The sequence below is a fragment of the Faecalitalea cylindroides genome, assembly GCF_028321995.1.
Classification (GTDB): Bacteria; Bacillota_I; Bacilli_A; order Erysipelotrichales; family Erysipelotrichaceae; genus Faecalitalea; species Faecalitalea cylindroides.
In genome coordinates this window covers 49,436-62,361 of record NZ_JAQLXG010000014.1, presented here as the reverse complement: position 1 = coordinate 62,361, position 12,926 = coordinate 49,436, and the positions used below count along the sequence as shown (strand labels likewise).

The following is a 12,926-nucleotide window of genomic DNA, read 5'->3' as shown; positions in this document are numbered from 1 at the left end:
AAGTTAAGCACTTCATCGGCGAAAATAGTTGGGCCTGCCCCTGCGAAGATAGCTTGCCGCCGGGTCCCTTTTTTTTGTATCGTTTTTTCGATACTTTTTTATTTATAGAGAGTACAGATAAAAAACTTTTCTGTTTTTTTAATAGTGAGTGTGTTAAAATAATTCGAGTAAGTGAGGTATAACATATGAAGATTGGATTTAATAATGAAAAATATCTTCAAATGCAATCCAGCAAGATCATGGAAAGAATATCGCAGTTTGGAGATAAATTATATTTGGAATTTGGTGGGAAATTATATGATGATTTTCATGCGAGTCGTGTTTTGCCAGGCTTTGCACCTGATTCTAAACTACAAATGTTAAAACAGTTAAAAGATCAAACTGAAATAGTTCTTGTCATTAACTCAAAGGATATTTTACAAAATAAAGTAAGAGCAGATTTAGGAATTACATATGATCAAGATGTTTTGCGTTTGATCAAAGAATTCCAAAAAGCTGGTTTTTATGTTAGCAGCGTTGTCATAACACAATGTGAAGGAAAGAAGATCGCAGAGAGCTTTAAAGCTAAGTTAAAACGTCGTAAGATTGCGGTTTACCAGCATTATTATATTGAAGGATATCCTACTAATACAAAACACATTATTTCAGAACAAGGATTCGGGAAAAACGATTATATCAAAACAACTCGTCCATTAGTAGTCGTTACAGCCCCAGGTCCAGGTAGTGGAAAAATGGCTACATGTTTATCTCAGCTTTATCATGAACATAAACATGGTATTAAAGCTGGATATGCGAAATATGAGACCTTCCCAATTTGGAATATTCCTCTTAATCATCCAGTCAATTTAGCTTATGAAGCAGCTACGGCTGATTTAAATGACGTAAACATGATCGATCCATATCATTTACAAGCTTACGGTGAAGTAACAGTTAATTATAATCGAGATGTTGAGATTTTCCCTGTTTTAAAATCAATCTTCGAAGAAATTTTTACGACTAGTCCTTACCAAAGCCCAACGGATATGGGTGTAAATATGGCTGGTTTCTGTATTGAAGATGATGAAGTATGTTCCAATGCTTCCAGACAAGAAATCATTCGGCGATATTTTAGTACCAGAACACGATATATTCAGGAGTTGTGTACGATTGACGAGGTTCAAAAACAGGAAACTGTTATGAAAAATGCAGGTATTAGCGAAGAAGACAGACCATGTGTTGTAGCTGCTAGAAAGAAACAGGAAGAATCAAAAGTGTATTCAGGAGCAATTGAGCTAGAAGATGGTACTTTGATTACAGGGAAAACCACCAGCTTTATGGGGGCTTGTTCATCGATATTAATGAATGCTTTAAAGTATCTTGCGAATATTGATGATAAAGATATGTTGATCGAACCAAGTGCATTTGGTCCTATTCAAACTTTGAAGACAGAATATTTAGGAAGTCAAAATCCAAGACTTCATACCAATGAAATTCTGATTGCCTTATCTTTAAGTGCGCAAACCAATGAAAATGCGGCAAAAGCGCTTGATCAATTAAAGAATTTAAAAGGAATGCAGGCTCATGTGACTTGTTCAGTTGCATCTGTTGATCTTTCAGTGTTTAATAATCTTGGAATTCAACTGACTTATGAAGCAGAACATCGTTAAAGGAGAGATATCATGGCAAAATCTATACCTAGCTCAGGAGCAGGAGCGGTTCGTATTATTTTAAAAAATAAGGAAAATTTTCATTTTAGTTTACGCAATAAAGGGCAGGAAGGAGATAGAACTTCCTACTTATATGATGTTTTCTATGAAAATGCCACAGGAACTTTAAACATGATGGTTAAAGATGGTGTAGTTGAAATTGCTGCGCTAAATTTAAGTTTGGGTAAGGTTATCACTTTAGATAGTGATACAAATCTTAAAAAATTGTGTACCTTTGTATTGGAAAGCGAGAAATAAATGTTAGTTCGATTACATGTGGTGATTGACAAAGAGGATGAAGACATAGAAAAAAGAGTCAAAGATAAATTAACTTTGTTATGTGCAAAATTCTCATATTCACCATCTAGAGAACAGCCTTCGTTAAATGGATGTATAGAATGGTATGCAACAGCAGATTTAAGTGATCAGGAAATAAATGATCTTTTAGACGTCTTAAACAATGATTGGGATGGAGATCATTATGACTGTGATGCTTATGGATTTAATACCAAAATGTTTGACGAGAATGTTTATTACTTACAATTTCAGACAATATAAAAGAGCTAGTCTTTTCGTAGTTTTTGAAGTACGAAAGCTAGCTCTTTTATTATGTCTTCAGAATTTATGGATGCCGGATCTTTGTTGATTTCAGCGCTTTTAGAATGAAGATACGCTGCACAAGCAGCCCCTTTAGATGGAGATATCTTATGCCCTAGTATACCTGTAAGAATGCCACATAATAAATCACCACTTCCTCCTTTTGCCAAGGCACTGTTTGGTCTGGATAATACATAGAAATCGTTTTTAGATCCAATATAGGTGATATCAGATTTAAGGATCAATATACAATTGGAATATTTATTTGTAAATTCTCGTACTGTAGAAAATGGAGATTCTAAGATTTCCTGAACTGTTTTATTAGTCAAGAATGTCATTTCTTTTACATGAGGAGTGAGTATAGTAGGGGCATTACGATTTAACCATTCTAAATGGTCCTGCATGGTCCATAGAGCATCTGCATCCAAAATGACAGTCTTGTTAGAGGATAGAAGAGTTTTTACCATTTCAATGGTAATTTCATTTCGCTGCATACCATTTCCAATAGAGATTAGATCATATTGATCCATATTTTGTTTAAGAAGATCAACAGCACTTAAGGCAAAATGTCCGTCTCGATCATTAGCTCTTAGATGCATCGCAAAATCCATCTTCATAGCCATAAGATCACCAATACAATCAGGTTCCATTAATGTCAGCGTACCAATTCCACTGGCAGCACAGGCTTTGGCGGCAATCGCAAGGGCTCCAGGCATCGCTTTTGATCCACCGATCATCAAAGCTTTACCAAAACTTCCTTTATGTGAATGACCATCTCTTTTTGGCAGCATTTCCTTGATGAGTTCTTCATTGATCAATTGTGCATGCTCATTTTCTAGATGAAGTGAAGTAGGAATTTTAATATCAGCTAATAAAAGGTTTCCACAGTATTCTTTTCCTGGATAAATCCAATGTCCTTCTTTAAAACAATCCAAGGCAATGGTTGTATCGGCATGAATGGCACAGTTTAAGATCTTTCCACTTGTGGCATGTATTCCACTTGGAATATCAATAGCGTAGATTTTCTTATTTGATGCGTTTGCCATATCAATTAATTGTTTGTAAGAGCCTTCAATATCTCTAGATAATCCATTGCCAAATAAACAGTCAATTAGGATATCGCTTTGATTGATATAGAAACGAATTGTATCAAGATCATCTGTATATGGTATAGCTAAAGAACAAATGATCTGAAATTGAACTTTGGATTCTTGTGAAAGGGTTTTGTGATAGGGAAGATAGATGGATACTTCATATCCTTCATGGGCTAATAGTCTTGCGATAGCTAAACCATCTGCTCCATTATTTCCCTGGCCACAAAGAACACATATTTTTTTTGAAGGGTCTTCTTTATTTTGAATGATCCTGCAACATTCAGTTGCAGCTTGCTCCATCAAGACTAAAGAAGGAATATGATATTCATTAATGGCACATTGATCGATTTTTCTGGCAATTTCTTGAGAATGAATAAATAGTTTATTCAACATCACATACCACACTCTTTGATACTAGAGGGGCAAATTCGTTTTTGCATGCGACATGTAGCGGATAATTTGCGTATGTATCCAGATCTTCCTTATTCAAGGTCACTTCTAAAACAACGTCAAAGCTTCTTTGGGAATTTAAGAAATCTTTTCCGACCCACATATCTTGGACAAAAGGAATCTGGCCTTTCATCTTATTTAGGATTTCGATCAATGCATCCTGATTTTGTTCATTTCTTTCGTTTAATTTAAAAAATACAATATGTTTCATAAGACACCTGCTCTTTCTAACTAATAATATACACTAGAATATGGAAAATAACTTGTTTTTTTTGAAGTTGTGTTATAATTTAAGACCTAAGAGGTAATGCTATGGAGAAAAAGAACTCAGTAAAAAATTCGGTTATTATAAGTGGTTTGATTGGAACTGGGGGTTTGTTTGTCGCAAAACTTTTAGGACTGGTTTATTCAATACCATTTTCAAGTATATTAGGTTCTGAAGCTTATATGGGATATTATGGGCAGGCTTATAATATTTATTCGTATGTTCTGAATGTATTTACCGCAGGATTTCCTTTTGCGGTTGCAACCTTGGTTGCACGTTATACAGTATTAAAGGATGCCAAAACTGTCCTGCTGGTAAAGAAGATTTCATTATCTTTTTTAGCTGTTACAGGGTTTATAGGCATGCTTATATTGATGGCTTCAGCTGGATTTTTAGCACCGTTAATGGTTGAAGAAGATCCGGAAATTATGGCCAATGTCATTCGTATTCTTTCAGTTGCTATCTTTTTAGTTCCTGTTCTATCGGCCTTTAGGGGATTCTATCAAGGTATGAAAGAAATGGAAGAGTATGCCTTTTCGCAAGCTTTTGAACAGTTGTTTCGTGTAGGCTTCTTATTGAGCGCGGCATGTTTGATCGTATATGTTTTTGGTTGGGAGAGAAAATGGGCTTTATATGCTTCTGTTTTATCGACCTCAGTGGCTGCCATTGCGGCAATTGCTCAAATTGTTCATTTTGATCGAACTCACTGTAAGCCGATCATTGAACAGGCAGCTGTTCAAAAAGAAAAACCGGTCGATTCAAAAAAGTTATTAAAAGAATTTTTTGTCTTGGCAATTCCATATTTAATTGTTGCAATTTTAGGATACAGTGATTCAATTTACAATGCGGTATTATTGCCTACGGGTTTACGTCTGCATAATTATACCTCTGATCAAATTACAACGATCATTTCCGCAACAACATATGTTGGAGTGAAATTAACGGCTATTCCGATGATCTTGGCGCCTGGTTTTACAGCCGCTTTGATTCCACATATTTCCAGTGCTTTGGCTCAAAAGAATTATAAATTAGCTAAAAAGAATGTGTTGGATTGTTTAAATATTATCTTTTATATCGCATTACCAGTATCTTTCTGTATTTTTGCATATGCTGAACCTTTATTCTTCACTTTGTTTCATAATGAAGATCTTCAGCTTTGTACGTATGTAACTCAATGGTTGTCGATTGAAGGATTTTTTGGGACTTTAACACCTGTGGTTACAAATATTATGATGGCTTTGGAGTTAAAGCGAAATGTATTAAAACGTTTGTTAGTCTGTACTTTGATCAAAGGTTTAACAATGGTTCCTTTAGTATGGATATTAGGATTTCCTGGAGCAGTCATTAGTTCAACTCTGGGATATCTGTATCTTCTTTACTATAACTTTAAAGAAATCCATAAAGTGTATGGGATTAACTATCATAAAACAGGCATTATCATTGTTCGTGTTTGTATTGGAATTGTCGGATTATGGATCACTTCATTATTGTTGACACAGATTGGTCTAGGTGGAGTTGAAGGGGGAAAATTAATTTCCTTTGTGAAGATGGCTGCGAATGGTTTGATCTGTGTAGTTGTATATTTTTTAATAACAGCGTATTTAAAGGTTCCTCAGAGCGTTTTCCATATTCGTTTTACAGGGATCTTGAATAAATTAAAGAGAAGAGGAGAATAAACTTGTTTGATGTTCTTGTGATAGGAGCTGGACATGCTGGTATTGAAGCATGTATGGCTAGTGTAAGGATGAAAAAAAAGACTGCATTGATAACTTTGAATATTGATATGGCCGGGTCTATGCCATGTAATCCAAGTGTTGGTGGTCCCGCAAAAGGAATCGTTGTGCGTGAAATTGATGCCTTAGGGGGCATAATGCCTATTGTAGCGGATAAAACAGCTTTGCAGTTTAAAATGTTGAATACAACAAAAGGGCCAGGTGTCTGGTCATTACGTGTACAAAGTGATAAAGAAGCTTATAAAAAGATGATGAAAGAAATCCTTTTAAATACAGAAGGATTAACAGTGATTGAGGCTGCCTGCCATTCTGTTATCATTGAAGATGGTAAAGCAACAGGAGTTCGATTAGAAGACGGAAGAATCATTGAAGCTAAGACAGTTATCTTGACAACAGGAACTTATATGACAAGTACGATCTTAAGAGGTCATACCGCAACAAGCAGTGGACCGGAAGATCAACCTACAGTAAATACTTTGTCTGAAAGCCTTCGTAAGGCGGGTATAAAAACATTCCGTTTAAAAACAGGGACACCTTGTCGTGTCTTAAAAGATTCGATTGATTTTTCGAAAGCGGAAGTTCAACCGGGAACGAATGAGTTTTTAAGCTTTTCAACTACGACCAAAGAAGAAGATGTGCTTCCATTTGATCAACAGGAAGTTTGTCATTTGATCTATACGACACCAACGACACATCAGATTATCAATGATCATCTACATGATTCGGCGATGTATTCAGGATTGGTTAAAGGTGTAGGACCTCGTTATTGTCCAAGTATTGAGGATAAGCTTGTTCGTTTTGCGGATAAAGAAAGGCATCAATTATTTTTAGAACCGGAATCTAGATCATTAGATACGATTTATATTCAAGGTTTTTCAACTTCTATGCCAGTTGATGTACAGGAAGAAATGGTTCATTCTTTGCCTGGACTTGAAAACTGTATCATCAAAAAATATGCATATGCGATTGAATATGATGCGATCGATCCTTTACAGATGAAACCGTCCTTGGAAAATAAGATCGTAGAAAATCTATTTACAGCTGGTCAGGTCAATGGAACAAGCGGATATGAAGAAGCAGCCGGTCAGGGAATCATGGCTGGAATCAATGCCTGTCTGAAAATTGATGGAAAAGATCCATTCATTTTAAGAAGAGATGAAGCTTATATCGGTGTTATGATCGATGATCTTGTGACAAAAGGAACCAAGGAACCATATCGCTTGTTGACATCAAGAGCTGAATATCGCTTGTTACTTCGCCATGATAATGCAGATCAAAGATTATTGGAAAAAGCCTATCATCTGGGTCTAGTATCTAAGGAAAGATATGATGCTTTCGTCTTAAAAATGGAGCAAATTGAACGTGCAAAAGAGGAATTAGCTCAGGTTCATATAAAACCAGGGAGCAGTGTTGATGAATATCTTCAATATTTAGGTTTTGATCCTTTAGCACATGGATGCAGTGAATTGGATTTATTAAAACGTCCAAAAGTAACGATTCATGGTTTAAGTTCGATTACTAATGTAGATTATCCACCGGTTATTGCCCAACAAGTAGAAATTCAAGTTAAATATCAAGGGTATATTGAAAAGGCCAAACGTGATGCAAAGCATCTAGAACAAATGGAGAAAGTGGCATTGTGTGAAGATCTAGATTATCTACATATGGATAATTTATCTTTAGAAGCTAGACAAAAATTAGACCAAATTCGACCTGCTACACTTGGACAGGCAAGCCGTATTTCAGGTATCAATCCAAGTGATATTGCCTTATTGGCGATGAAAATGAAAAAATAAGCGAAAGATGTTATAATATAGTGTAAAGGGGACATCTATATGAAACATAGAAAAAAAACAAGAAAGATATCAAATATGACCCGGTTTATCATATGTGCATTGCTTTTAGGTATGACTTGTTTTTTAACTTGGAGCGGAATTCAGGATCTTAAAACAACAGCTGAGATTCGCTTGAGTATCCAGCAGAATAAAAAGAAAACTCAGGAATTAGAGGAAGAGAAAAGTGATTTGGAAGAAACAAAACAAAAGCTGACAAATCCGGATTATATCGAGTATATCGCTAGAGGAAAGTACCTGGTAACAAAAGAAGGGGAGCAAGTGTTTAAATTTCCTAGTTCAGAAGATGAAGAGAGTGAAGAATAATATGCAGACAGATCAGAAGTATAAGATGTATCTTTGGAAACAAAAGAAAGAATATTATACCGAAGAAAATGGTAAGATTCTTTTTAAAGAAGATACACCAATGGAGATTATCGAAAGCTATGAATTGTGGCAAAAGCAGATGCAAAAGCTTAACGATTTTCCTACTAAGCGCACTTCTGGTCTTTTTTCTTTTTTAGAAAGAGACACAAAAGAAAAACCAAAGCAGGAACCAGCTAAGGCTTTGATGCTGGCAAAAGCGTTTATTCAGCGTCAAAATGAAGGGCTGGATTTTAGTAAAGAGATGTTTGCCCCAGGTTTTATCATGATTGACGCATACAAAAAAGTGTACACATCATATCTACAGATTCCAAAATACAATACTAAAAAGTATATGATTCAGACACATTTGAAAAACAATGATATGATTGCACTGTTGTGGACCATGGAAGATATGGATAAGGTAACGATATTTACGTTTGATAAAGATAAAAAAATTACTAAAGTACAAGAATTCGTATGTAGTAATTGATAAGAGCTGTTTAGGACATTTAATTGTCAAAACAGCTCTTTTTTGATACTTTTTCGGCTTTGTCATTTTTTTGTAAGAAATTTATGTCATGCTTATGGATGGAGGGGATGATATGAAGAATTACAAAAAATTGGTCATCAAAGTCGATGAGACAATTGCAAGTGAATTGATAGCTAATGATTCTGATGATTTTGATGGTCAAGATCTTAATGAGGATGACCAGACATACTATCTTAAGGATCCTATTGAAAAGGATGATTACATGATCCATGAAGGCAGGATCGTTTATGGAAAAAACCTAGTTGTACTTGATCCTCAAAGGTCTTTCATTACGATTCGAGAAACTTTTCGATCAGGAGATTTGGTCATGAATTTTGAAACTGGCGAATTTTTTCGTAACGAAGAAAAGCTAAATTTATCCTATATTGAACAGTTCTTATTGGAAATATTTGTTAGAAATGCTAATCGGATCTTATCTAGAGAACAGATTATCTCAATGTTTGAAAGTATCTCTAAAAAAGGAATCGGTGATAACACTCTTTCTGTTTATATTTCACGCTTAAGAAAAGCTTTAGGAACTTATAAAGGAATGGGATATATTAAGACATATCACAAACTGGGATATAAGTGGAATCACAAGATTCGATAGTCTTGAACGCCTTTAGAAACGCTAAAAAACTTGAAATGTACGCATGAAATGTATAAAATAAGAACGATGCGAAAGGAAAGAAAGAGTATGTCAAATCGATTTGATTCAAAAGAAGTTTTTAAAGAGCGTTTTAAACTAGAAGTATCAGAAATGTATGGTCGCAATTTTGAAGAAACATCTTCTATTGAGCGATATCAGGTTTTAGGACATATGATTCGTGATTATGTAGGTATCAATTGGCGTGAAACTAAAAATGCGATCAAAAAGAAAGAGACAAAGCAGTTATATTATTTCTCCATGGAATTTTTGATGGGACGTCTTTTCACAAACAACTTGATGAATTTAGGGTTGTATGATGTTGTAAAAGAAGGCCTTGAAGATCTTGGTATGGATATCAATGAAATGGAAGAAATGGAATCCGATGCAGGATTAGGAAATGGTGGTCTAGGACGTTTAGCCGCTTGTTTTATGGATTCTCTTGCCTCTTTGAATTTAGCGGGTCATGGTAACTGTATTCGTTATCGTTATGGTTTGTTCAAACAGAAAATTGAAAACAAACGTCAGGTGGAGCTTCCTGATTGCTGGCTAAAGTACGGAAATGTTTGGGAAGTATGGAAACCACAACATTCTGTAGAGGTTAAATTTGGAGGATCTGTGGATCTTTACATGGATCACATGGGAAAATTCCATACAAATCATAATCCTGATTTTGTTGTAAGAGCGGTTCCGTATGATGAGCCAATCGTTGGATATCATACAAAGACAACAAACACATTACGCTTATGGGATGCAGAAATTGATGAAGCGAGCGTAAACTCAGGACAGTTAAACAAATATTTGAATGATGTTATGGCAATCACTGCCAACGTATATCCAGATGATTCTACGGCTGAAGGAAAGAAATTGCGCTTGAAACAAGAATATTTCTTCGTATGTGCAGGAATCGATCAAATCATACGTTCACATTTACAGGTGTATCCAACTTTGGATAATTTACCAGAAAAAGTTGCGATCCAGTTAAATGATACGCACCCAGTTCTTGTAATTCCTGAATTGATGCGTGTTTTAATGGATGATTATAATTATGAATGGGATGATGCATGGCGCATTGTGACAGGTACTGTAGCTTATACAAACCATACAGTTATGGCTGAAGCTTTAGAAAAATGGCCTCAAGATACAGTTCGTTCATTATTGCCACGTATCAATATGATCATTGAAGAAATTAATCGCCGTTTCCAATTTGAAGTAGATCACAAAGGCTTGTTGCATATTTGGAACAATGTTGCGATCATCAAAGAAGGTCAGGTACATATGGCGCATTTAGCTATCGTAGGTAGTCACAGTGTCAATGGTGTTGCAAAACTACATTCTCAGATCTTGGTTGATGATGTAATGAAAGAATTCGCTGTGTTATATCCAGAACGTTTCAATAACAAGACAAATGGTATTACACATCGACGCTGGTTATTGTATTCCAATCCACAATTGACTTCTTTATTAGAAGATACAATCGGAGATAGTTTTAAAACAAACCCAGAAGATCTAGAAAAATTGATGGATTACGTAGACGATCCAATTATTCAGAATCGTTTTATGGAAGTTAAACATCAAAGAAAGCAGATCTTGGCCGATTATGTAAAGAAAACTTTAGATATTGATGTTGATGTAAATTCTATCTTTGACTGCCAGGCAAAACGTCTTCATGCATATAAGAGACAGTTGTTGAATATTTTCTGTGTTATGCATTTATACCTTCGTATGAAGAGTGAGCCTAATTTTAGAATTTATCCAAGAACATTCTTCTTCTCTGCCAAAGCAGCTCCAAGCTACGAATTGGCAAAAGAAATCATCAAATTAATTAACTTTGTTGCGGAAAAAGTTAATAATGATCCAGAAACCAATTCATTCTTAAAAGTGGTATTCATCCCTAACTACTCTGTTTCTGTTGCCGAAATCTTATTGAATGCAGCAGATGTTAGTGAGCAAATCTCTACGGCTGGTAAAGAGGCAAGTGGTACAGGTAATATGAAATATATGATGAATGGAGCCTTGACACTTGGTACTTTAGATGGTGCAAACGTAGAAATTGTTGAACGTGTAGGACAGGAAAATGCGCAGATCTTTGGTCTTCATGTCGAAGATATCAATGAATTAAAACATCAGAATTCTTATAATGTATGGGATTTTTACAATTCAAATTATAATGTTCGTCGTATCGTTGATTCATTGGCAAATGGAACGTGGTCTAGTAATCATGACGAATTCCGTTTGATCTATAATGATTTGATGTTACGTAATGATGAATTCTTTGTGTTGGCAGATTTTGATTCTTATGTATATGCTCAATCTCAAGTAGAACAACGTTATCGCAATCGTGGACGTTGGGCTCGTACAATGTTGATAAATATTGCCAAATCAGGATACTTCTCAAGTGATAGAACAATCAAAGAATATGCAGATGAAATCTGGCATTTAACACCAATTAGTTTTGAAGATTAATAAGAAAGGGCTATATGCCCTTTTTCTATGTTATACTTGAGATAAGAGGAGCAGGATTATGAAGAAAAGAATATTATTATTAGGTGCAACTGGATCGATTGGATTACAGACAATCAATGTGATTGACCAACATTCAGATCTGTTTGAATTGGTGGGAATTGCAGCAGGTCATAAGGCTAAAGAGCTTAAGCAAATATTAGATACACACAATACTATCCAGGCAGTTGGAATTTCAGATGTTTCAAAAGCTGAAATCTTTGACTCTATTAAGGTATATAGTGGTGAAGATGCCATGTGTAAAATGATCCAGGATCTAGATTATGATTTATTGGTCAATGCGGTCGTAGGATTTCGCGGCCTGAAGCCAACTTTAGAATCCTTGAATAAGGGCATTGATGTAGCTTTGGCAAATAAAGAAAGCCTGGTTGCCGGAGGTGTGTTGGTAAGAGAAGCCTTAAAGAGAACAAATACAAAACTCTACCCAATTGACTCAGAGCATTCTGCAATTTTTCAATGTCTTCAAGGCAATCGCAAAGAAGATATAAAACGATTGATCATTACGGCATCAGGAGGAAGCTTTCGAGACAAGAGTCGAGATGAACTGACTCATGTAACAGTAGAACAAACCTTGAATCATCCAAACTGGTCTATGGGAAAACGTATTACAGTAGATAGTGCGACTATGGTCAATAAGGGCTTTGAAGTAATTGAAGCGCATTATCTTTTTGATCTGCCGTATGATCAAATAGATGTTGTCTTGCATAAACAAAGCATTGTTCATTCTATGGTTGAATATAATGATAATGCGATCATGGCACAGTTGGGTTCAGCTGATATGCGTTTACCTATCCAATATGCTTTAATGTATCCTGATCGTTTATGCCTAAAGGAGGATAAACCTTTGGATATGACAAAAACATTACAACTAGATTTTAAAGAAATGGATTTTGTACGATATCCAATGTTGAAACTTGCATATGAAATTGGTCGAAAAGAAGGAAATCTTGGTGCTGTGTTCAATGGTGCGGATGAACAGGCTGTGGAATTATTCTTAGAAAAAAAGATATCTTTTTTATCCATTGAAGAGGCAATTCAATATGCGATCAATACTGTTGAATATATTGCCACTCCTAGTTTAGAACAGCTGGAAAACAGCGATAAAATGGCTCGAAAAGCAGTTTTATCCTTTGCACAAAGTGCGCATTCACTAGACTAAAACTTTTATTCGTAGTAAAATAAATAAAGACTGTAAGAGAAATGGAG

Annotated in this window: 13 protein-coding genes; 11 read left to right on the top strand and 2 right to left on the bottom strand. The window is 35.4% G+C overall.

The genetic code is table 11. The annotated features are described in order from the left end of the window. From PND65_RS08040 to PND65_RS08025, 4 genes are all read left to right on the top strand, one after another. The coding region (locus PND65_RS08040; RefSeq protein ID WP_271991428.1) for a hypothetical protein at nt 1–182 on the top strand (182 nt) is incomplete at its 5' end. Between the two features lie 3 nt (nt 183–185). Next, the gene (locus PND65_RS08035; protein WP_015536430.1) at nt 186–1,646 is read left to right on the top strand and encodes a DUF1846 domain-containing protein; all 1,461 of its coding nucleotides are present in this window, start codon (nt 186–188) and stop codon (nt 1,644–1,646) included. Between the two features lie 12 nt (nt 1,647–1,658). Continuing rightward, nucleotides 1,659–1,943 carry a hypothetical protein gene (locus PND65_RS08030; RefSeq protein ID WP_015536429.1) on the top strand — a complete coding sequence of 95 codons (285 nt, stop codon included), beginning with the start codon at nt 1,659–1,661 and terminating at the stop codon, nt 1,941–1,943. Next, complete coding sequence (locus PND65_RS08025; protein WP_271991432.1) at nt 1,944–2,243, top strand: hypothetical protein; 300 nt, start codon at nt 1,944–1,946, stop codon at nt 2,241–2,243. It begins immediately after the preceding gene. Between the two features lie 5 nt (nt 2,244–2,248). Here the strand turns inward: PND65_RS08025 and PND65_RS08020 are convergent, their stop codons facing one another. Further along, nucleotides 2,249–3,769, bottom strand: a complete 1,521-nt coding sequence (locus tag PND65_RS08020) for an NAD(P)H-hydrate dehydratase (RefSeq protein WP_271991434.1) — start codon at nt 3,767–3,769, stop codon at nt 2,249–2,251. Beyond that, nucleotides 3,759–4,037, bottom strand: a complete 279-nt coding sequence (locus PND65_RS08015; protein WP_015536426.1) for a Dabb family protein — start codon at nt 4,035–4,037, stop codon at nt 3,759–3,761. Before PND65_RS08015 ends, PND65_RS08020 begins: the two co-directional genes overlap by 11 nt. A gap of 101 nt (nt 4,038–4,138) precedes the next feature. On the opposite strand from PND65_RS08015, the gene PND65_RS08010 reads away from it, so the two are divergent. From PND65_RS08010 to dxr, 7 genes are all read left to right on the top strand, one after another. Then, nucleotides 4,139–5,767, top strand: a complete 1,629-nt coding sequence (locus tag PND65_RS08010) for an oligosaccharide flippase family protein (protein WP_271991437.1) — start codon at nt 4,139–4,141, stop codon at nt 5,765–5,767. Nucleotides 5,768–5,769: 2 nt separating this feature from the next. Beyond that, entirely contained in the window at nt 5,770–7,620 is a 1,851-nt protein-coding gene (gene mnmG / locus PND65_RS08005; RefSeq protein WP_204714805.1) for a tRNA uridine-5-carboxymethylaminomethyl(34) synthesis enzyme MnmG, read from the top strand. A 39-nt stretch (nt 7,621–7,659) separates the two neighbouring features. Further along, nucleotides 7,660–7,983, top strand: coding sequence for an FtsB family cell division protein (locus PND65_RS08000; protein WP_015536424.1), 324 nt, complete (start codon nt 7,660–7,662; stop codon nt 7,981–7,983). A gap of 1 nt (nt 7,984) precedes the next feature. Next, nucleotides 7,985–8,512: a hypothetical protein gene (locus tag PND65_RS07995; protein WP_035401339.1), complete on the top strand. Its 528-nt coding sequence runs from the start codon at nt 7,985–7,987 to the stop codon at nt 8,510–8,512. Nucleotides 8,513–8,624: 112 nt separating this feature from the next. Next, nucleotides 8,625–9,161 (top strand): winged helix-turn-helix domain-containing protein, encoded by a 537-nt coding sequence (locus tag PND65_RS07990; protein ID WP_051335164.1) that lies wholly within the window; start codon nt 8,625–8,627, stop codon nt 9,159–9,161. Nucleotides 9,162–9,248: 87 nt separating this feature from the next. Next, the gene (locus PND65_RS07985; RefSeq protein ID WP_271991439.1) at nt 9,249–11,663 is read left to right on the top strand and encodes a glycogen/starch/alpha-glucan phosphorylase; all 2,415 of its coding nucleotides are present in this window, start codon (nt 9,249–9,251) and stop codon (nt 11,661–11,663) included. 58 nt (nt 11,664–11,721) lie between these two features. After that, the gene (dxr, locus tag PND65_RS07980) at nt 11,722–12,879 is read left to right on the top strand and encodes a 1-deoxy-D-xylulose-5-phosphate reductoisomerase (RefSeq protein ID WP_035401343.1); all 1,158 of its coding nucleotides are present in this window, start codon (nt 11,722–11,724) and stop codon (nt 12,877–12,879) included. Nucleotides 12,880–12,926: the final 47 nt, after the last annotated feature.

Coding starts and splice junctions, on each gene's coding strand:
- PND65_RS08035 (WP_015536430.1), top strand. CDS start 186: ATGAAGATTGGATTTAATAATGAAAAATATCTTCAAATGCAATCCAGC.
- PND65_RS08030 (WP_015536429.1), top strand. CDS start 1,659: ATGGCAAAATCTATACCTAGCTCAGGAGCAGGAGCGGTTCGTATTATT.
- PND65_RS08025 (WP_271991432.1), top strand. CDS start 1,944: ATGTTAGTTCGATTACATGTGGTGATTGACAAAGAGGATGAAGACATA.
- PND65_RS08020 (WP_271991434.1), bottom strand. CDS start 3,769: ATGTTGAATAAACTATTTATTCATTCTCAAGAAATTGCCAGAAAAATC.
- PND65_RS08015 (WP_015536426.1), bottom strand. CDS start 4,037: ATGAAACATATTGTATTTTTTAAATTAAACGAAAGAAATGAACAAAAT.
- PND65_RS08010 (WP_271991437.1), top strand. CDS start 4,139: ATGGAGAAAAAGAACTCAGTAAAAAATTCGGTTATTATAAGTGGTTTG.
- PND65_RS08000 (WP_015536424.1), top strand. CDS start 7,660: ATGAAACATAGAAAAAAAACAAGAAAGATATCAAATATGACCCGGTTT.
- PND65_RS07995 (WP_035401339.1), top strand. CDS start 7,985: ATGCAGACAGATCAGAAGTATAAGATGTATCTTTGGAAACAAAAGAAA.
- PND65_RS07990 (WP_051335164.1), top strand. CDS start 8,625: ATGAAGAATTACAAAAAATTGGTCATCAAAGTCGATGAGACAATTGCA.
- PND65_RS07985 (WP_271991439.1), top strand. CDS start 9,249: ATGTCAAATCGATTTGATTCAAAAGAAGTTTTTAAAGAGCGTTTTAAA.
- dxr (WP_035401343.1), top strand. CDS start 11,722: ATGAAGAAAAGAATATTATTATTAGGTGCAACTGGATCGATTGGATTA.